Source organism: Candidatus Phytoplasma mali (assembly GCF_000026205.1).
Lineage (GTDB): Bacteria > Bacillota_I > Bacilli_A > Acholeplasmatales > Acholeplasmataceae > Phytoplasma > Phytoplasma mali.
Genome location: NC_011047.1, coordinates 113,737 through 135,981, shown reverse-complemented (window position 1 = coordinate 135,981; position 22,245 = coordinate 113,737). Strand labels below are relative to the sequence as shown.

At 20.6% G+C, this 22,245-nt stretch carries 15 protein-coding genes; 9 read left to right on the top strand and 6 right to left on the bottom strand.

Annotated features, from left to right (window positions below; translation table 11 throughout):
* Positions 1 to 130: 130 nt before the first annotated feature.
* From ATP_RS00505 to prfB, 3 genes are all read left to right on the top strand, one after another.
* Positions 131 to 1,765: an ABC transporter ATP-binding protein/permease gene (locus ATP_RS00505; RefSeq protein ID WP_012504256.1), complete on the top strand. Its 1,635-nt coding sequence runs from the start codon at positions 131 to 133 to the stop codon at positions 1,763 to 1,765.
* A 92-nt stretch (positions 1,766 to 1,857) separates the two neighbouring features.
* On the top strand, positions 1,858 to 4,251 hold the full coding sequence (secA, locus tag ATP_RS00500) for a preprotein translocase subunit SecA (protein ID WP_012504255.1): 2,394 nt from the start codon (positions 1,858 to 1,860) through the stop codon (positions 4,249 to 4,251).
* 96 nt (positions 4,252 to 4,347) lie between these two features.
* Positions 4,348 to 5,439 (top strand): peptide chain release factor 2, encoded by a 1,092-nt coding sequence (gene prfB / locus ATP_RS00495; protein WP_012504254.1) that lies wholly within the window; start codon positions 4,348 to 4,350, stop codon positions 5,437 to 5,439.
* A gap of 88 nt (positions 5,440 to 5,527) precedes the next feature.
* Here the strand turns inward: prfB and ATP_RS00490 are convergent, their stop codons facing one another.
* The 5 genes from ATP_RS00490 to ATP_RS00470 form a co-directional block, all read right to left on the bottom strand.
* On the bottom strand, positions 5,528 to 5,959 hold the full coding sequence (locus ATP_RS00490; protein WP_012504253.1) for a hypothetical protein: 432 nt from the start codon (positions 5,957 to 5,959) through the stop codon (positions 5,528 to 5,530).
* Between the two features lie 36 nt (positions 5,960 to 5,995).
* Entirely contained in the window at positions 5,996 to 8,758 is a 2,763-nt protein-coding gene (dnaE, locus tag ATP_RS00485; RefSeq protein ID WP_012504252.1) for a DNA polymerase III subunit alpha, read from the bottom strand.
* Between the two features lie 44 nt (positions 8,759 to 8,802).
* Positions 8,803 to 10,296: a lysine--tRNA ligase gene (lysS, locus tag ATP_RS00480; protein ID WP_012504251.1), complete on the bottom strand. Its 1,494-nt coding sequence runs from the start codon at positions 10,294 to 10,296 to the stop codon at positions 8,803 to 8,805.
* A 55-nt stretch (positions 10,297 to 10,351) separates the two neighbouring features.
* Complete coding sequence (locus tag ATP_RS00475) at positions 10,352 to 11,227, bottom strand: DegV family protein (RefSeq protein ID WP_012504250.1); 876 nt, start codon at positions 11,225 to 11,227, stop codon at positions 10,352 to 10,354.
* A 219-nt stretch (positions 11,228 to 11,446) separates the two neighbouring features.
* The gene (locus tag ATP_RS00470) at positions 11,447 to 12,322 is read right to left on the bottom strand and encodes a DegV family protein (RefSeq protein WP_012504250.1); all 876 of its coding nucleotides are present in this window, start codon (positions 12,320 to 12,322) and stop codon (positions 11,447 to 11,449) included.
* 414 nt (positions 12,323 to 12,736) lie between these two features.
* Here ATP_RS00470 and ATP_RS00465 point away from each other — a divergent pair, with 414 nt between their 5' ends.
* From ATP_RS00465 to ATP_RS02745, 6 genes are all read left to right on the top strand, one after another.
* A complete protein-coding gene (locus tag ATP_RS00465; RefSeq protein ID WP_012504249.1) occupies positions 12,737 to 13,321 on the top strand; it encodes a lambda-exonuclease family protein in 585 nt (194 codons plus the stop codon).
* 181 nt (positions 13,322 to 13,502) lie between these two features.
* Positions 13,503 to 14,534: a tryptophan--tRNA ligase gene (gene trpS, locus ATP_RS00460; RefSeq protein WP_012504248.1), complete on the top strand. Its 1,032-nt coding sequence runs from the start codon at positions 13,503 to 13,505 to the stop codon at positions 14,532 to 14,534.
* 548 nt (positions 14,535 to 15,082) lie between these two features.
* Positions 15,083 to 15,250 (top strand): hypothetical protein, encoded by a 168-nt coding sequence (locus ATP_RS02875; RefSeq protein ID WP_012504247.1) that lies wholly within the window; start codon positions 15,083 to 15,085, stop codon positions 15,248 to 15,250.
* Positions 15,251 to 15,549: 299 nt separating this feature from the next.
* Positions 15,550 to 15,741 carry a hypothetical protein gene (locus tag ATP_RS00455; RefSeq protein ID WP_041186054.1) on the top strand — a complete coding sequence of 64 codons (192 nt, stop codon included), beginning with the start codon at positions 15,550 to 15,552 and terminating at the stop codon, positions 15,739 to 15,741.
* A 168-nt stretch (positions 15,742 to 15,909) separates the two neighbouring features.
* The gene (locus tag ATP_RS02750) at positions 15,910 to 16,629 is read left to right on the top strand and encodes a hypothetical protein (protein WP_012504245.1); all 720 of its coding nucleotides are present in this window, start codon (positions 15,910 to 15,912) and stop codon (positions 16,627 to 16,629) included.
* A 104-nt stretch (positions 16,630 to 16,733) separates the two neighbouring features.
* Complete coding sequence (locus tag ATP_RS02745; protein WP_012504244.1) at positions 16,734 to 17,390, top strand: hypothetical protein; 657 nt, start codon at positions 16,734 to 16,736, stop codon at positions 17,388 to 17,390.
* Positions 17,391 to 18,319: 929 nt separating this feature from the next.
* Here the strand turns inward: ATP_RS02745 and ATP_RS00440 are convergent.
* Positions 18,320 to 21,892, bottom strand: coding sequence for a hypothetical protein (locus tag ATP_RS00440; protein WP_012504243.1), 3,573 nt, complete (start codon positions 21,890 to 21,892; stop codon positions 18,320 to 18,322).
* Between the last annotated feature and the right edge of the window lie 353 nt (positions 21,893 to 22,245).

The following is a 22,245-nucleotide window of genomic DNA, read 5'->3' as shown; positions in this document are numbered from 1 at the left end:
TTTATATTTTTTATCATATTTATTATAAGTATATTATATTTGATTGATTTAATTTTTGATTATTAATATAAATAATAATCAAAAATTAAATCAATTAAATGTCAAAAGAAAGTAAGAGAAAATATTTTTTATGATTCAAATAGTCAATTTAACTAAAAATTTTGCTAATAAATCTCAAATGCCGGTTAATGTGTTAAAAAAAATATCTTTAAATTTACCTGATAAAGGATTAATTTTTATGTTAGGTAAATCTGGTTCGGGTAAAACTACTTTATTAAATTTATTAGGTGGTTTAGATTTTTTTGATCATGGTGATATATTAATCAATGGCAATTCAACTGTTAATTTTAAACAAAGTGATTTTGATAATTATCGTAATGGTAGTGTCGGTTTTGTTTTTCAAGATTTTAATTTAATTGAAGATCTGAATGTTATGCAAAATTTAGCTTTACCTTTACATTTACAAGGTAAAAAAGCTGATCCAGTTATGATTAAGAAATTATTAAAAGATTTTGATTTAGATGGTTTTGAATTGAGAAAAGTTAATCAACTTTCTGGCGGTCAAAAACAAAGAATCGCTATTGCGCGTTCTATTATTAAAAATCCTTCCATTATTTTAGCCGATGAACCCACCGGCAATCTAGATTCTAAAACAGGCAAACAGGTTTTAGAAATTTTTAAAAAATTATCTGCGGATAAGTTAGTGATTATTGTTAGTCATGATGCGGAAAGTGCTTATCGTTATGGTCAAAGGGTTATTGAATTACAAGATGGAAAAGTGTTATCAGACTTATCAAAAAATAATGTTTCTCCATCTCCTCAACAGGGTTTTAATCCGAAAAGTTTCAAAATTGGACAAAAAATTACCCCAGAAATTTTGCTTCAAATGCAAAACCAAAACCAAAATGACTTTAAAGCTTCTTTTATAGCGACTAATCAAGTGGCGAATGATAATACCCACGAACATCGAGAAATGATTAAAATTGGTAGTTATTTACCCCTTAAAATAGCTTTTAAAATGGGCATGAGTTATTTTAAAGAAAAAAAAATTGCTTTAATATTTTTTTTATTAATATCTGCGTTGATGTTATATTGCCAAATTTTTACGACTGCTGCGTTTTTTGGTGTGAAATCATTAAAAAATCTACAAACTCATGCAAAAAAATTAGTTTCATTAGAAGACGTTTCAATAATTCACATTAAAAATGACATTAAAGAAATTATAGAATTTTTTAAATTATTTATAACTAATATTTTTCGAAATATGTTGTTTATTTTTTTAATTGTTTTTATAACTGTTTTTTTTACTGTTGGTCGATTTGTAAAACAAAGTATTCAATTTAAAAAAAAAGAAATTGGAATTTTAAGAGCTTTAGGCGCTAGAAGTAGAGATGTGTTTAAGATTTTTTTTAGTGAAGGTTTTGTTATTGCTAGTTTAATATCTATTGTTGGGATTTTGTTTTTTTATTTCATTCCTTTTAAAAATTTTTTTATTAAAAATATTATAAACATCATTAGTGATACTTATATTGGTGTTTTCAATCAATGGGTAACATCATCAATATCAGCACAATCAATATCAATCATCGGTGAAATGAAGGATGACTTGATTTCATTTAGAGAAAACATTATTTTTTGTTTACATTTAGGCATTGCATTTTTAAATATTGTCGTAATTACTTTTTTAATTGTATTTATTAGTATTTTTTATCCTATTTATAATTTTGCTCGAAAAAAACCTATTGAAGTTATTTTAAATAGATAATTATATTAATTTTTTCAAATATCAAATATTAATTTATTTGATATTTTTTTAATTTAATTTTTTAAAAAAACCAAAAAAAAGGAATAAAACTTATGTTTAATATTTTAAAAAAAATATTTAATTCTTCTAGAAAATATTTAAAAAAAGCTAAAATTTTAGCTGATCAAATTAATAAATTAGATGAAAAAATGACAAAATTAAAAGATGAAGATTTCAAAAAAGAAACTCTAAGATTAAAAAATATTTTTTGTCAAAAAAAAAATTTAGATGAACTTTTAGTTGAGGCTTACGCTTTAGCTAGGGAAGCTAGTTATAGAATTACTGGAATGAAACCTTATTATGTACAACTTTTGGGAGCTATTATATTGCATCAAGGTAATGTAGCAGAAATGAAAACTGGAGAAGGGAAAACTTTAACTGCTATTATGCCATCTTATTTGAATTCTTTAAGTGGTCAAAGTGTACATATTGTTACTGTTAATGAGTATTTAGCTAGTCGTGAAGCTGAAGGCATTATAAGTAAAGTTTTTAATTTTTTAGGATTATCTGTTGGTTTAAATACTAAAAATAAAAATAATATAGAAAAAAAACAAGCTTATGATTGTGATATTCTTTATTCTACAAACAGTGAATTATCTTTTGATTATTTAAGAGATAATATGCAAATTGATTGTAAAAATTTAGTTATGCAAAGAGATTATGGTTATGCTATTGTTGATGAAGTTGATTCTATTTTAATAGATGAAGCTAGAACTCCTTTAATAATTTCAAATCAAAATAGGCAAACTGAATTTATTTATCGTGAAGCCGATCGTTTTGTAAGAACTTTAAAAAACAATCATTATATAATTGATTTAGAAACTAAAACTATTGAATTAACTGAAAAAGGTATAAATAAAGCAGAAAATTTTTTTCAAATAAATAATTTATATAATGTTAATCATGCTCCTTTATTACATCGTATAAAAAATGCTTTAAAAGCTTTTTTTCTAATGCACAACAATAAAGATTATTTAGTTGTTAAAGATCAAATATTGATTATTGATGAATTTACGGGTAGAATTTTAAAAGGTCGTCAATTTAGTAATGGTTTACATCAAGCTTTAGAGGCTAAAGAAAGAGTTACTATTAAACCTGAGACTACTATTTCAGCCACTATTACTTATCAAAATTTTTTTCGTCTTTATAAAAAAATATCTGGAATGACAGGAACAGCTAAAACCGAAGAAGATGAATTTCGTAATATTTATAATATGGAAGTAATAGAAATTCCAACTAATAAACCTATGATTAGAATAGATGATCCAGATTTTATTTTTACAAATTTAAATGAAAAATGGAAATATTTAATTGAAGATGTTAAAAATAGACATAAAAAAGGACAACCTGTTTTAATAGGTACTATTACTGTTGAAATATCAGAACAAATTTCTAAAAAATTACATAAACACAATATTACACATGAAGTTTTGAATGCTAAGAATCACATAAGAGAAGCAGAAATAATTTCTAAAGCCGGCATTAAAGGTTCTGTTACTATTGCTACTAATATGGCAGGTCGTGGAACTGATATTATTTTGGGTAAAGGTGTAATTGAATTAGGCGGTTTGGCTGTTATAGGTACTGAAAAACACGAATCAAGAAGGATTGATCATCAGTTAAGAGGTAGAGCAGGTCGTCAAGGTGATCCTGGTTATTCTCGTTTTTTTATTTCTGGCGAAGATGATTTATTACAACGTTTTGGTGGTTCTAAATTACAATATATTATAGAATTGTTGAAAAAAATTAATATTTCAGAAAATAAAATGACTTCTTCTAAATTAATAACTAGATTTTTGATTAATATTCAAAAAAAGATTGAATCCAGTAATTTTGATTATCGTAAATATATTTTAAAATACGATGATATTTTAAGAATTCAAAGAGAAATTATTTATAAACAAAGAAAAGAAGTTTTATTTTGTGATGAAATAAAAAAATTAGTTTTTAATTTAGTAGAAAAAACTTTAAATTATCAAATTAGTTATTATTTTAAAAATTCTAATATAAATATTAAAAAACAAAATTATTTAGAAGATTTAATTCATTATTTAGAATTACATTTTTTTAATAGAAATGTTTTATATTTATCAGAAATCAAACATTTAATAGAAAATAATAAAAATGTTAATATTGAAAAAATAATTATTGATTATGTTCAAAATAAAGCTAAAAATATTTTATTATTACCACCTAAAGAATTAATTTCTGAACATCAACAAAATTTTATAGAAAGAACAAGATTAAAAATTTTAAAAATCATCGATTATCATTGGAGTTTACATATTAATAATATGGAGTATTTACGAAAAGGGGCAAGTTTTTTGAATTATGGACAACAAAACTCTTTGATTTCTTATCAAAAAGAAGGTAGATTGTTATTTAATCAAATGATACAACAAATTTCTTTTGATATTACTAAAATATTATTAAAAATTCCTATTTAATGTTTTGAAATTTATAAAGTTTTTAATTGTAATTATTTTTTTTATTTTAAATTTATTAAAATTATAAATAATTAATTAGATATGGAATAAATATTAATGGAAAAATATGAAATTAATTTGATTTTAGATAATTTAAAGAAAATTTTAGATGATTTAGAAATTGGAATGAATTTAAATAAACAAAAAAAACGTTTAAAAGATTTAAATCATTTGATTAATTTATCTAATTTTTGGGAGAATTTCGAAAAAGCTAAAAAAATTAATCAAGAATTTAAATCTTTAAATGAAAAAATTTATAAAATGCAAAAATTTCATGAAGAATACCGAGATTTATTATCTTTATTAAAAATAACTAAAGAAAATACCGATGATTTTTTATTTTTAGAACAAACATTATTAAGTTTAAAAAAAAATATTCAAGATTTTGAAATTAATATTTTATTAAATCAAACTTATGATAAAAAAAATGCTATTTTAATTTTACATCCTGGCGCGGGTGGTATTGAATCGCAAGATTGGTGCGAAATGCTTTTGAGAATGTATCAAAAATATGCTCAAAAGAAAAATTTTAAAATCGTAGTTTTAGATTATCAAGTAGGCGATGTTGCTGGTTTAAAAAGTGTTTCTTTATTAATTAAAGGTGTATATGCTTATGGTTATTTAAAGTCTGAAAAAGGAGTTCATCGTTTGGTTAGAATTTCACCTTTTGACTCAAATTCTAAAAGGCATACTTCTTTTACCTCTTGTGATGTTTTACCTGAAATTAATGAAAATATTGAAATTAAAATTAAAGAAGAAGAATTAAAAATTGATGTTTTTAGAAGCAGCGGAGCTGGTGGACAGCACGTAAATACTACTGATTCAGCAGTTAGGTTAACACATTTGCCTACTAATATTGTAATTAATTGTCAAAATGAACGCAGTCAAACCCGTAATAAAGAACGGGCGTTACAAATTTTAAAAACTAAATTGTTTCAAAGAGAGATTAAAAAACAAGAAATTAATTTAAAATTAATTCAAGGAGTACAAAAAGAAATTAGTTGGGGTAATCAAATTAGAAGTTATATTTTTCATCCTTATCAGTTGGTAAAAGATCATAGAACTAATGTTGAATCATATCAAATTGAATCCGTTATTGATGGTGATTTAGACTTATTTATTAGTTCATTTTTAAAAAAAAATATTTAAATTAATTTTTAATTTTATTATTAATAATTTTTATATAAAAATATAATATTAAAATTAATTATTTTTAATATTTTTAAATTTTATTTGATTATAAAAATAAAATTTGACGAATTAAAAATTCTAAAAAATAAATCAACACTGGGAAAAAAAGACCAATTAACATTCCTATTGTTGCGCCAGTAAAATATCCTAAAGTAATACCTATAGTTCCTTTTTTCAAACCTAAAATTAAAGCTCCTAAAAACATAAATATTAAAATAGATTCTATCCTTATTCTAGTTTCTTCCGATGGTTCTGTTTTTTCTAAATTTTGATTTATATCATTTTCAAAAGGATTTAAATCTTTAATAGAATATTTTTTTGCGTTAGGTAGTTTGATAGAAACAACAATTCCTATTAATATTATAGTTAAAATAAGTGTTGAACATAAAATGCGAAAAATACTTTTTTTATATAAAGGTATATTGTTTTTCGAAAATTGTTTAATGGGACTAAATTGAGATTGAGAATTATTATTCATAATGATAAATTATTCCTTTTTTTAAAATATTATTTATTATTTAATTAAAGATAAATCAAATTTAAATGCTTTTTTTTCTTCATTAATTAACTTTATTTTTGAAAATTCTTCATATTCTTTAGGTCGTTCACTATTTATGTTTTTATATTCATATAAAGTTCTACGATTTAAACCAAAAATATCTAAAGCTCCAGAAAAAATTAAATTATCTAATAAATTTTCGTTTTTATTTAAATTTAAACTTATTTTTAATCTTTGTTTAAAATTTTCATAATTTTCAAATTTTTTTTGTTCTTTTTCTTTTATTAAGTTTTGATAAAAATTATTATCAACCCCTTTAATTGAGATTAAAGGAATAATTAGTTTTTTTTCAGATAAAACATTATATTGATTTGAACTGTTGAAAATATTAGGTTTTATAAATTTCATTTCTGTTTTTATTTCTTTTATGAAATTATTGGTTGCTTCCCAGTCATTATTTTTTGCAAATTGGTTTAATAATACTAAATTAAATTCTTTTTGGTAATTAGTTTTTAAATAAGACATACGATAAGTTATTAAAGCATAGGCAACGCTATGACTTTTATTGAAACCATAATTAGCAAAATTGTAAATATGATCATAAATTTTATTCGTATCTTCGATTGAATTTCCATTTTCCATACTTTTTTTTATAAAAGTATTTTTTTCATTAATTAAGAAATATTGATCTTTTTTACTTATGGCATTTCTAAAGTTATCTGCTTCTATCAAGTTATAGTTTGCAAATTTAATAATTATTTGCATTATTTGTTCTTGATAAATAATAACTCCATGAGTAGGTTTTAAAATTTCATGAATTAAAGGATGTAAAAAAACTTTTTTAATATTTGTGTTTTTATTTCTTATATATTCATTAATAAAATTTATTGTTCCAGGTCTATTAAACCCTAAAACATCTATTAAATCTGAGAATTTGCATGGTTGAATTTTTTTTAAAACATTTTTAGCTGTTGTTGATTCTAATTGAAAAATACTTATAGTTTTTTGTTCTTTTAATAAATTATATGTTTTTATATCATCTAATGGAATGTTTTTTATTTCTAAATTTTTAATTTTTTTTAAAATTTTGTTCATTAAAGTTAAAGCTTTTATTCCTAAAAAGTCTATTTTGAATAGACCAATTTTTTGTAAATTTTTATCTTCAAATTGTGTTTGATAATTTGTTTGTTTATTGTTATTGTTTAATTGAAGTGGAAGAGTTTTTAATAAATTTTCTTGACTTAAAATAATGCCAGAAATATGAGTACCTGTAGTTCTTGGTATTTTTATTATTATATTTGCTATGCGTTCAATTTCTTTACCTTTATAATCTGTTTTATCTAATGTTTTTTTTGAAATTTTTTTTTTTAGGTTATCTGTATTTGTATAACCATATAAATTATTTGCTATTTTATCTATTAAAAAATTCATAGGAAAATGTAAAAAAGTAATTAAATTTGCAACATTATTATTTTTGTATTTGTTTTTTACATAATTTATAACATTTTCTCTTTGATTATCAGGAAAATCTAAATCAATATCTGGCATTTTTGTTCGTTGAGGATTTAAAAATCTTTCAAAAATTAAGTCATATTTTAAAGGATCGATTTCAGTAATATCTAAACAAAAACATACTAAAGAACCAACTGAAGAACCTCGTCCGGGTCCAACTAAAATATTATTTTTTTTAGCATAAGATATAATATCAGCCACAATTAAAAAATAATCTTCATATTTCATTTGAGAAATAATTTTTAATTCATGTTTTAATCTTTTTACATATTCAGAATAAATTTTATTTTCTTTTGTATTTATTTTTTTTTTAAAATTTTCCCAAGTTTTTTTTTTTAAAATTTTTGAAGAATCTAATAAAACATCTTTATTAATTTTTGGTAAATGAAATTTATCATCGAATATATTATTAGAATAATTAATTTTGCTAACTAATTCTTGTAAATTTAACATTAATTTTGGGAATTTATCATATTTTAAAATAAATTCTTCTTTTGTCAAAAAACTAAAGTTTAATTTTTGATTATTTTTTTCATTTTTATTATCAGTATTCAATTTAATTAATTGTTCATATACAATATTATCTTTTTGTTCTAAATATTTTGTTTTATGAGTAGGTAAAATTTTTATTTTTAATTTATCTGCAAAGTATGTTATATTATCTTCGATTTGTTCTAAATCGGGCGATATAATTGATAAATCATTTATTCCATATTCAATCATGTCAACATTAATATTAGCTTGTAAAGAAATACCGATATAAAAATTTTTTATTTTTTCTTTAAAATTTAGCAATATTGTTTCAATTATTTCTTTATTTGCATCTGTTGGAGATAAAAAATAATTATTAACTTTTTCAAAAAAAAATTTATCTAGAATGGAAATAATTACAAAAATTCCTTCCTGTAATTCTTGTAAATCTTGCAAATATACCTCTTTGTTTTCTGCTTTAATTATGTTAGATAATTTAATTAAATTATTAATTCCTATATCATTTTTAGCGTAAACTAAAATTTCTATTTTTTTATTATTTTTTGAAAATTCATTTTTTTTGTTTAAATTTAATTTTATTTTAATACCTATAACAGGTTTAATTTTATATTTATAACATAATTCTAAAAATTCTATCATACCGTATAAATTTTCATCATCGCTTAGTGATACAAAATCATAATTATTTTTTATTGCTGTTTTAACAATATCTTCTAATGAATTAAGACTTTTTAATAAATTATAATAACTTTGACAATAAAAATACCCCCTCATTTATGAATAAATACCTCCCTCTTGTAATATAATTTAAATATAAATTATACATCTTCTTTTTTTTGATTTTTAAAGTGTGGAAATAAAATTACATCATTTATATTATCTACGTTAGTTAAAAGCATTACTAATCTATCAATCCCCAAACCCATACCTCCAGTAGGTGGCATACCATATTCTAGGGCTTCAATAAAATCTAGATCCATTTCGTTTGCTTCTTGATTTCCTAATTTTTTTTGTTCTAATTGATTTAAAAAACGTTTTTCTTGTTCTATAGGATCATTTAATTCGCTAAATGCATTTGCAAATTCTTTTCCTACTATAAATAATTCAAAACGATCTGTTAATCTTTTATCTTTTTGATTAGTTTTTGCTAAAGGACTAATTTCTATTGGATGGCCATAAATAAATGTAGGTTGAATTAATTCTTTTTCAACATATTTTTCAAAAAAAGCTTCGATGATATGTCCTATACTAAAATGAGGTAAAATATTTATTTGATGTTGCAAACTTAAATTTTTAGCAGTTTCTAAGTTCATATCATTCCAAAAGTTAATTCCAGTTTTTTGTTTAATAGCATCTAAAATATGTATTTCTTCAAATTTATTAAAATTAATAATATGATTTTGATATTTAAATTCCAAAGTTTTTAAAGTTTTTTTACAAACATCTTTTAAACATTGTTTAGTTAAATTCATCATATCTCTCATATCGGCGAAAGCTAAATAAATTTCTAAGCTTGTAAATTCAGGATTATGACTTGCATCAATTCCTTCATTTCTAAAAACTTTTCCAATTTCATAAACTGCTTCTAAACCACCCACAATTAATTTTTTTAGTGATAATTCTGTTGCTATTCTTAAATAAAAATTACTTTCTAAATCATTATGATATGTTACAAAAGGTTTTGCTGTTGCTCCTCCTAAAATGGATTGTAATGTAGGTGTTTCTACTTCTAAAAAATTTTTATTATCAAAAAAATTTCTTATATTTTTAATAATTTGACTACGAAGAAAAAAAATTTCACGTGTTTTTGAATTCATTATTAAATCAATATAACGACGTTTTCTAATAATTTCTTTATTTTTTAATCCTTTGTATTTATCAGGTAACGGTAATAGAGCTTTTGTTAAATGTATAAAGTCATTAGCCTTAATAGTTAATTCATTAGTTTTAGTTTTAAATAATATACCGCTAATGCCAATAATATCACCTAAATCCGAATTTTTATATAATTCAAAAGCTTTATCACCTATTAAATCTAATTTTATATAAATTTGAATTTTATAATGATAATCTTGTAAATGTAAAAACCCGGCTTTACCTTGTTCTCTTTTTAAAATTATTCGTCCAGCTATAGTAACTTGTTCATTTTTTTTTACTAAATCTAATTTATCATAATTTTGAAATTCTTCTATAATATTTTTTATACAATGAGTACGGATAAATTTATTTCCAAAAGGATTTATTTTTAATTTTTTTAAATGATCAATTTTTTTTCTTCTTATAATATATTGTTCTGATGTTTTATACGTCATTTAATAAGCCTCTTATTTTTTATATTTTAAAATTAAATATTTTTTTCAATATTTATTATTTTTTTATAGGAAATTGGTCTATAAACATAGATATTGCGAAAGAATCATGTCCTAAATTAATACTAATGGAAGAACAATATTCGGAATTATAAATTTTTAATTTATCATTTTTTAAAGTTTTTAATTTTTTTTCAAATTCAATTATATGTTCATTTTTATTTAAATATTGAAAATAAATTTCTATAAATTGATGTTGGTTATGATAATCTTTAATATTTTCTATCAAATATTCAAAACATTTTTTTAAACTACGAACTTTTTTTTTAATTGATAAAACACCATTTTTTAATTCTATTATAGGTTTAATTTTAAAAAAATTACCTATAAAAGTTTTAACTTTACTAATACGTCCTTGATTTAGTAAATAATTTAAACTATCTACATAAACATAACATATATTTTTTTCAGCTGATTTAAAAATTTTATTTATAATGTCTTCGTATTCTGATTCATCATTATTATCTATATGATTTTTTAAATTTCTTAAAATATAATCAGTGCCAGGACCTATATTATTTGTATCAAAGATAGTAACATTTGGATTATTTAAAATATTTTTAGCAACATTAGCGCTGTTATTAGTGCCACTAAGTTTTTTAGATAAAGTAAAACAAAATATTTTTTCATAACCTAAATTTAATTGTTTTTGAAAAGCTTCCAAAAATAAATTAGGACTCGGTTGACTAGTTTTTATTTTTTTTTTTTGTTTCATAAATTCTAATAAATCTTTATTTTTTATATCATCTTTTTCATATATCTTGTTTTCTATAATGATTTGAATTGGTACTATTGATACATCGGGAAATATTTTTTTGATTTCACTTTGATTACAAGCAGAGTCTACAACGATGCCTAATTTTCTTTTATTCATTTTTTTAATTCCTTAATTTGTTTTTGTAAATTTTTTTTTTAATATATATTATTAATATAATTCAATAAAATTAAAAATTTAAAATACATTAATCAATTATTAATTTTTTAAATATTTATTGTCTTATATGTTTTTTCTTATAATATATTGTTTTGATGTTTTATACGTCATTTAATAAGTTTCTTATGTTTTAAAATTAAATATTTTTTTCAATATTTATTATTTTTTTATAGGAAATTGGTCTATAAACATAGATATTGCGAAAGAATCATGTCCTAAATTAATACTAATGGAAGAACAATATTCGGAATTATAAATTTTTAATTTATCATTTTTTAAAGTTTTTAATTTTTTTTCAAATTCAATTATATGTTCATTTTTATTTAAATATTGAAAATAAATTTCTATAAATTGATGTTGGTTATGATAATCTTTAATATTTTCTATCAAATATTCAAAACATTTTTTTAAACTACGAACTTTTTTTTTAATTGATAAAACACCATTTTTTAATTCTATTATAGGTTTAATTTTAAAAAAATTACCTATAAAAGTTTTAACTTTACTAATACGTCCTTGATTTAGTAAATAATTTAAACTATCTACATAAACATAACATATATTTTTTTCAGCTGATTTAAAAATTTTATTTATAATGTCTTCGTATTCTGATTCATCATTATTATCTATATGATTTTTTAAATTTCTTAAAATATAATCAGTGCCAGGACCTATATTATTTGTATCAAAGATAGTAACATTTGGATTATTTAAAATATTTTTAGCAACATTAGCGCTGTTATTAGTGCCACTAAGTTTTTTAGATAAAGTAAAACAAAATATTTTTTCATAACCTAAATTTAATTGTTTTTGAAAAGCTTCCAAAAATAAATTAGGACTCGGTTGACTAGTTTTTATTTTTTTTTTTTGTTTCATAAATTCTAATAAATCTTTATTTTTTATATCATCTTTTTCATATATCTTGTTTTCTATAATGATTTGAATTGGTACTATTGATACATCGGGAAATATTTTTTTGATTTCACTTTGATTACAAGCAGAGTCTACAACGATGCCTAATTTTCTTTTATTCATTTTTTTAATTCCTTAATTTGTTTTTGTAAATTTTTTTTTTAATATATATTATTAATATAATTCAATAAAATTAAAAATTTAAAATACATTAATCAATTATTAATTTTTTAAATATTTATTGTCTTATATGTTTTTTCTTATAATTAGTTTATTTTGATTATTAATTATTTTTATTTTAATATAGATTATAATAATATATATTATATAATATAATGACTATAAAAACATAAATTTTAATATTATTTTTATTAAATTATAATTATTATTTTTTTATGTTAAAATAACATTAAAGTATTTATTATTTATATCATTTTCTTAATATTATATTTTTTATAACATATAAAATAATTTTTATTTTTTTAAGTAATTTAACATCATAAAAAATTATAATGGAGAATTTTAAATTATTACAAAATGAATAAGATAGATTTAGAACAAAATACTTCTTTATGGCATAAACATAGGAATAATTATATTAATGCTTCAGAAGTAGCAACAATTATGAATTTAAATCCTTTTGAAAGTCGTCGAGAAATTTTAGAAAGAAAAATTTTTGGCAAAAAAAAAGAAATGAATGGAGCAATGAGGCATGGAAAAAGACTAGAACCGCAAGCTAGATTTTTTTTTAATCAATATAAAAAAAAACAATTTCTGCCAATAGTTTGTGTTAAAGATTTTATGTCTGCTTCTTTAGATGGTTGGAATGATAAAACTAAAAGTTTATTAGAAATTAAATGTCCTATTTCTTTTAAAACTAACACTTGGAAGTGTTTTTTTGAAAAAGAAAAAATACCAATGATATATTATACTCAAATTCAAGCACAAATATATTGTTCCCAAGCTAAAAAAGCTTATTTTTTAGTTTATCAAAATGATAAAAATTTAAAAATACAAGAAATTGAAAAAAATAAAAATTTTATTGATAATATGCTAGCTATATGTCAAGAATTTTATAATATTTTTCAACAAACTAAAATTTTTTTAAATAAAATTGTTTAATTATTTGATAAGATTAATTTTTATTATTTTATATAATAATATGTTTATATTTTTAAACTTTATTTTTTAAAAAATTATTATAAATTAATGTAAATATAAATTTTTTAATAAATATATTTTGATTTTTTTGATTTATTTTTTAAAAGATTTATTTCACCTCACTATAGAAAGGTTTAATTTTATGTTAAAAATAAATAAAGATAATTCTAAAAAAATATTAGTAACAGGCATTAAACCCAGTGGTGATATTACTTTAGGTAATTATTTAGGTATTATAAAACCCTTGACTGAAATATTAAAAAAAAATTCTAATTTAGAAATATATCTTTTTATAGCTGATTTACATGCTATTACTATTTTTCAAAAACCACAAATTTTAAAAGAACAAATTATAAAAATTATTAAAATTTATTTAGCCTCAGGATTAAATTTAAAAAATGTTAATTTGTTTGTTCAATCAGATATCAAAGAACATCCTTATTTAGGTTATTTAATGGAAACTAATTCTTATGTTGGTGAAATGAGTCGTATGATTAATTATAAACAAACTAAATTGGTTCAAGCTAGTAAAAAAAATCCAATTAGAACAGCTTTACTTACTTATCCAGCTTTAATGGCAGCAGATATTTTATTATATAATGCTGATTATGTTTTAGTAGGAGCAGATCAAAAACAACATTTAGAATTAACTAAAAAAATAGCTGAACGTTTTAATAATTTATATGGTAATGTTTTTAAAATTCCAACTGAAATTAAATTAAATTATTTAGGTAATAAAATTAAATCACTTTTAGATCCTACAAAAAAAATGAGCAAAAGCAATCATGATTCGGGATGTATTTATATTTTAGATGATGCTTCAACTATTCATAAAAAAATTATGCGTTCTACTACCGATTCAGATAATTGTATTTTTTATGATATAAATGAAAAACCAGGAATTTCAAACCTTTTAAATATTTATGGTATTTTAAAAAATATGGAAATTAAAAAAATAGAAGATTATTTTAAAAAATATTCTTATCAAAAATTAAAACAAAAAGTCAGTGCATCTGTTATTAAAGAACTTGAAAAAATTCAAAAAAAAATAGATAAAATCAATGATAAACAAATAAAAAAAATTTTAGAAAAAGGCACTATTAAAGTTCAAAAACAAGCTCATCAACAATTATTACAAGTTAAGCAAAAATTAGGATTAGGTTATATTCTATAAGAAAAATTCTATATATAGAAAATATTAAAATAAATTAATAAAATGAAAAAAAATATTATTTATAAATTTAAAAAAATTTTTGAAAATTTCATTAATTGAAAAATTTTTCCAATAATTTTTCAATTAATGAAATTATTATAAAAATTTTATTATTATTTTGGTAAAAATTTTAATAATGATGAATTAAAAACTAATGATTTTCAAAAAATATCTTTATTAAATTATAAATTTAGTGAATTTTTATTTGACGCTAGATTTTATTTGTAATTATCTAATTTTTAATTTAAAGATTTATTGGAATTAACAGTAGTATTTTGATGTTATTATTCTTATTATAAATTTAAACCATTATTTAATTATTAATTGTTATGAATAATAACAAAGATTAAATCAAAATTTTTATAATTTTTAATTTCAATTAGATAATTTATTTAATAATAACGTTTTTAGGTTTTTTTTCTAAAAGATAATAAAATCAAAAAAATAAATTATTTGAATAAATTTAATAAAAAAAGTTAAAAAAACTTTAAGTAAAATAAAGATTATAATTGTTATTAATTCAATTACTTTATGAAAAAAAAATAAAAAAAACAATTATTGCAGTTGACCAGAAAAATGGAACTACTAAAAAACACAAAAATAAAAAAAAATCATTTATTAAATTTAATTTCTTATTTGTTATTAAACCAGAAAAAAATAAAAGTCAAATCAATTAATTATTTTTAAAAAATTTGACAAAATATTTTTTTTGTTTATCATATAGTTAAATTTAATAAATAATTTTTTTTTGGTACTTCTAACGGTTCTATTTTTCTCTCACAAATGACAACAAGGAACCAAAAAATGAACCAAAAAAATGGATAACCTTTAAATTGGAGTTATATCATATAATAAACTATTAAACGAGTTAAGAAGGAATTTACTATCTAAATTATATTATTTATTAAATTTTATTTTAATTATTTACATAGTTTTGTAAAATATCAAAAATAATTTGAGGTTTTATATTCATTATATGATGTTAAAAAATAAATTTGCTTTTTTTCAAAAAATTATTTTATTAATCACTATTTGTTTATTATTTTTTTTTAATAATCAAATTTTTGGCTTGCGTGAGAATGAATTTTTAGAAAGAACTATTAGACAAACAGAAATTATTCACATCATGTTAGAATCTGATGCTGATGAAAATACAGTTCTAAATTAGATTAAAACCCATATTAATCCTAATTTTAATGGTTCTGTCAGCAATATTTCATCATATAATGCTAATCCAGAAGGATCTATTCATTGGTCTATTAAGGATGAAGAAGACATTCTAGCCGTTTATTTTGATGGTGGTACCAGATACAAGAGAGATCGCAATTATGATTTTGTGGATTTAAGATGGTTAGGTAATGGTTCACCCCATATGTATTGTTTTTGGAAAATAAGAGAAGATGTGAATGTATTACAACATCATGATATTTCAAAAGCAAGACATGCTAAAGGTAATCTTGCAGTAGAATTTGCTTCCGCTATAACAGATAAAGCGTCAGATAAAGTGCCAAGTGTTAAAAATATTAAAAACAAAAAAATAACTATTAAAAAAATTATGACAAAAATTGCTGAAAAAGTATCTAAAAAAACTATTAATAAGTTATCTTTCGGTAATTTTTTAATTACTGGTGCTGCTGGGGTTGTAAGTGAAAAATTAGCAGATTTAGTAGTTGATATTTTCGAAAAAAATAATCCTGCCGCTTTAGAAATTGCCAGTTCATATATTAGCAATTTTGAAGATTTTGCAATGAATGTGACCGCTGTAATGGACGATGTTCCAGTAGCTCGTGATTTATTAAGAGGAATTTGGGAAGGTTGGGAAACTATAAATAAAGCAAAAAGTTATCCCGTTAACGTTTTTAATGAGGTAGGTAAAAACCTTTTTAATCAAGATAATTATAAAAAAGTAAAAGATCCTTTAGATTTCGCAGATAATATTGGTAGAGGCACCGTTTCAGTCATTAAAGGTGTTGGTGACGCAACCGTTAATACAGTTCAAGATATTTGTTACGGTGCTTATGACACTTTTACTAAAGGTTTCCGTTTTTTATTTTAAAAAAATATTTTTGAATTATAAAAAATATATAAAGAAGGGAGGTTATTATTATTCAATACAAACAAATAATTAAAGATATCATCGTCTTTTTAATTTTAAGTTCTATGTTGTTTATTACTTTACTAGAATTAAAAAGCAGTCATGTTGATTTTATGAAAAACAAAATAATATATGGGATTTTTAGTTTTATTTCATGCTTTATAGGAATTGGAATATTAAGTTATATTTCTTTTAAAATAATACGCGGAACAGTATTTATTTATAAAGATCCTCATAAAGCCAAAACCTTAAATAATATTGATTTTGGTGAATCGTTACCAGATGTTCCTATTGAAGGTGATATGTATTATTGTTATAAATCAGATATATATGGTAAAGAATTACCTGGGGAAAAAAATTATTTTTTAAGAAAATTCTTTCAATTAACATTTTGGATTGCTTTAACTACATTTATAGTGTTTTTAATTCCGAAATTTAAGCCCGCAATCAATCAAAATCCAATTTATAATCACATTTATTATATATCAATGTGGTTTTTAATTATTATAGGTATGTTAATGTCAATATATTTTTTTTGTGAAAGATATGCTTGTTTTTGGTGTTTTTATGTAAAATTATTTCAATTATTAGGGATTTTCCGTTTTTTAGAAAAAGATTTTAATAAAACTATTAATTCCCATAATTATTTTCCAATTAGTAAATTTTATTATGAAAAATTAAAAGCGAAAACGCCAAAACCAAAATCAAACCCAAAAGATTAATTAATAAAAAATATTAAATGACTCTCAAACTGAGAGTCATTTTTTTTTAAACAACCTATTATCACTAATTTTTAAACTTTTAAAATTCTTTAATAAAATTTTACCTATGTAAATTCTAAGTATATTTTTTTTAAATTTTTTCAAAAATCAATTAATTTGACTTTTATTTTTTCTGGTTTAATAACAAATAAGAAATTAAATTTAAAAATTCTCGAAAGGGAAAATAACTTTCTAAAAAAATAATTCAGTTAGTTTTAATAAAAATTTGACAAAATATTTTTTTAGTTATTATTCAATTAAATTTAATAAACGATTTTTTATTTTATTTTTGTGTTTTTTAGTAGTTCCATTGTTTGTTCCGTTGCATATATTAATTTATGTATTTTTCTATTTTTAATATTAGTTATTTTTTTTATAAAATTTTTTTTTGGTAATTTTATAAACTTTATTTGCATAAAATTAAATTATTGATTTTTCCTTATAATAAATACTGAATATAATAATATATTTCATTTCTATATCATAAATAAAACTAAATTGTTAATTTTTTAATAAACAATTTAGTTTTATTTGTATAATTTAGATTTAATTTGACGTTTCTATTTTACTTTATTTCTCAAAAAATTAGTCATTTTAAATTATATAATATTTATTTTTTAACTTTATTTTTTATTTTATTATTTTATTAAATTTAAACATTTTTTATTTTCATTTCTTTCTTTTTAAAACAAAAAAAAGATCGATAAATATCGATCTAATATTTTAAATTATTAAATTTTAAAAAAATTCTAAAGTTTTTAAATAATACTTTTTTTTATTTTAAGATTATTTTTTACATATTTTAAGATATTTTTATTTTATTTTTTTATATTTTATTTATTTTAAAATTCAAAAATATTATAATTTAAATTTTTAAATAATTTATTTTTTTAAATTGAAGTTTTTTTATTTTTTATAACAAAAAAACTTAATAAGAAAAAAATACTTATTACAAATAATAAATATAAAATGTTATATGATTCATTAACTTTAGAAAAAATAAAATTTTTTTCTAATTCTCTTTTTGAAAAAGCTTTTTCATCACTAGAAAATTTATCTTTAGTTAATTCTTTGATTTCTTCTAATCTATAACCTGCATCTTTTAATTCTTGTAGACTAAATAATAAAGTTTGTTTTTGTGGATCGGCATCTGTTTTTCTTAATTCATCCGCATTAAAAGCATATTGTTTAAAATCTTCAGCTTTAAAACCAACTTTTTTTAATTCTTCTACATTATAACCAATTTCATATAATTCTTTTGTTTTTAAACCAGCTTCTTTAAAATCTATTAAATTAAAAGCTTTTTCATGACTAGAAGCTTTATCTTTAGTTAATTCTTTGATTTCTTTTAGATTATAACCCGCCTCTTTTAATTCTTTTAGACTAAATAATAAAGTTTGTTGTTGTGGATTAATATCTTTTTTTCTTAATTCATCCGCTTTTAAACCAACTTCTTTAAAATTTAATACATTAAAAGCTTTTTCATGACTAGAAGCTTTATCTTTAGTTAATTCTTTGATTTCTTTTAACTTATAACCTGCCTCTTTTAATTCTTGTAGACTAAATAATAAAGTTTGTTTTTGTGGATCGGCATCTGTTTTTCTTAATTCATCCGCATTAAAATCTGATTGTTTAAAATCTTTAGCTTTAAAACCAACTTTTTTTAATTCTTCTACATTATAATCGTCCTCTTTTAATTCATTTACTTTAAAACCAGCTTCTTTAAAATTTATTAAATTAAAAGCTTTTTCATCACTAGAAAATTTATCTTTAGTTAATTCTTTGATTTCTTTTAACTTATAACCTGCATCTTTTAATTCTTGTAGACTAAATAATAAAGTTTGTTTTTTTGGATCGGCATCTGTTTTTCTTAATTCATCTGCATTAAAAATAGCTTCTTTAAAATCTTCAGCTTTAAAATCAACTTCTTTAAAATTTATTAAATTAAAAGCTTTTTCATCACTAGAAAATTTATCTTTAGTTAATTCTTTGATTTCTTTTAATTTATAACCTGCATCTTTTAATTCTTGTAGACTAAATAATAAAGTTTGTTTTTTTGGATCGGTATCTGTTTTTCTTAATTCATCCGCATTAAAAATAGCTTCTTTAAAATCTTCAGCTTTAAAATCAACTTCTTTAAAATTTATTAAATTAAAAGCTTTTTCATCACTAGAAAATTTATCTTTAGTTAATTCTTTGATTTCTTTTAACTTATAACCTGCATCTTTTAATTCTTTTAGACTAAATAATAAAGTTTGTTTTTTTGGATCGGTATCTGTTTTTCTTAATTCATCCGCATTTAAACCAGCTTCTTTAAAATCTATTAAATTAAAAGCTTTTTCATCACTAGAAGCTTTATCTTTAGTTAAATCTTTTATTTCTTCTAGATTATAATCCGCCTCTTTTAATTCTTTTAGATTAAATAATAAAGTTTTTTTTTGTGGATCTTTATCTGTTTTTCTTAATTCATCCGCATTAAAATCAGCTTCTTTAAAATCTTCAGCTTTAAAACCAACTTTTTTTAATTCTCCTACATTAAAAGCTTTTTCATTACTAGAAGCTTTATCTTTAGTTAATTCTTTGATTTCTTTTAGATCATAACCTGCCTCTTTTAATTCTTGTAGACTAAATAATAAAGTTTGTTTTTGTGGAGTGGTATCTGTTTTTCTTAATTCATCCGCATTAAAATCAGCTTCTTTAAAATCTTCAGCTTTAAAACCAACTTTTTTTAATTCTCCTACATTAAAAGCTTTTTCATTACTAGAAGATTTATCTTTAGTTAATTTTTTGATTTCTTTTAACTTATAACCCGCCTCTTTTAATTCTTGTAGACTAAATAATAAAGTTTTTTCTTGTGGAGTGGTATCTGTTTTTCTTAATTCATCCGCATTAAAACCAGCTTCTTTAAAATCTTCAGCTTTAAAACCAACTTTTTTTAATTCTATTACATTAAAAGCTTTTTCATCACTAGAAGCTTTATCTTTAGTTAATTTTTTGATTTCTTTTAACTTATAACCCGCCTCTTTTAATTCTTGTAGACTAAATAATAAAGTTTTTTCTTGTGGAGAGGTATCTGTTTTTCTTAATTCATCCGCATTAAAATCAGCTTCTTTAAAATCTTCAGCTTTAAAACCAACTTCTTTAAAATTTAATACATTAAAAGCTTTTTCATTACTAGAAGATTTATCTTTAGTTAATTCTTTGATTTCTTTTAACTTATAACCCGCCTCTTTTAATTCTTTTAGATTAAATAATAAAGTTTGTTCTTGTGGAGTGGTATCTGTTTTTCTTAATTCATCCGCTTTAAAACCAGCTTCTTTAAAATTTATTAAATTAAAAGCTTTTTCATCACTAGAAAATTTATCTTTAGTTAATTCTTTGATTTCTTTTAACTTATAACCTGCATCTTTTAATTCTTGTAGACTAAATAATAAAGTTTGTTTTTGTGGATCGGCATCTGTTTTTCTTAATTCATCTGCATTAAAACTAGCTTCTTTAAAATCTTTAGCTTTAAAACCAGCTTCTTTAAAATTTATTAAATTAAAAGCTTTTTCATCACTAGAAAATTTATCTTTAGTTAATTCTTTGATTTCTTTTAACTTATAACCTGCATCTTTTAATTCTTTTAGACTAAATAATAAAGTTTGTTTTTTTGGATCGGTATCTGTTTTTCTTAATTCATCCGCATTAAAAATAGCTTCTTTAAAATCTTCAGCTTTAAAATCAACTTCTTTAAAATTTATTAAATTAAAAGCTTTTTCATCACTAGAAAATTTATCTTTAGTTAATTCTTTGATTTCTTTTAACTTATAACCTGCATCTTTTAATTCTTGTAGACTAAATAATAAAGTTTGTTTTTTTGGATCGGTATCTGTTTTTCTTAATTCATCTGCATTAAAACTAGCTTCTTTAAAATCTTTAGCTTTAAAATCAACTTCTTTAAAATTTATTAAATTAAAAGCTTTTTCATTACTAGAAGATTTATCTTTAGTTAATTCTTTGATTTCTTTTAACTTATAACCCGCCTCTTTTAATTCTTTTAGATTAAATAATAAAGTTTGTTCTTGTGGAGTGGTATCTGTTTTTCTTAATTCATCCGCTTTAAAACCAGCTTCTTTAAAATCTATTAAATTAAAAGCTTTTTCATCACTAGAAACTTTATCTTTAGTTAATTCTTTGATTTCTTTTAAATTATAACCCGCCTCTTTTAATTCTTTTATAGTATAAAATAAAGTTTGTTTTTGTGGATCTTTATCTATTTTTCTTAAATCATCCGCTTTCACACTTGAATGTTTAAAATCGCTCACTTTTAAACCAACTTTTTTTAATTCTGCAACGTTAACGCTTAATTTTTCAATTTGATTATTTGTAAAAAGATTTTTTTTAATATCATCAGTAGTTATTAAAATCGGAAAATCAGGAACCAAAGTATTTTTTTTATTATTAAGATTATAAATTGGCATGCCTTTTATATTAATTATAAAATTGTAAAAATAAAAAAAACTTAAAAAAATAATTATATAAAAAAATATTTTAATAATTATTTTTAAAACAAATTTTTTTTTTTTTTGATTTTATTATATATTTCATTTTTATTTTTAAAAAAATACATCCTTTCTTGATTTTATAATAATTTAATTATTAAAAAAATTAAATACTACATTAATATTATATTATTTATTATGATATAAAAAAAATTTAAAATTATGTTTTTTTGTTTTATAATTATATGTATTATTAAAAAAATTAACTACTATATTAATATTATATTATTTATTATGATATAAAAAAATTTTAAAATTATGTTTTTTTGTTT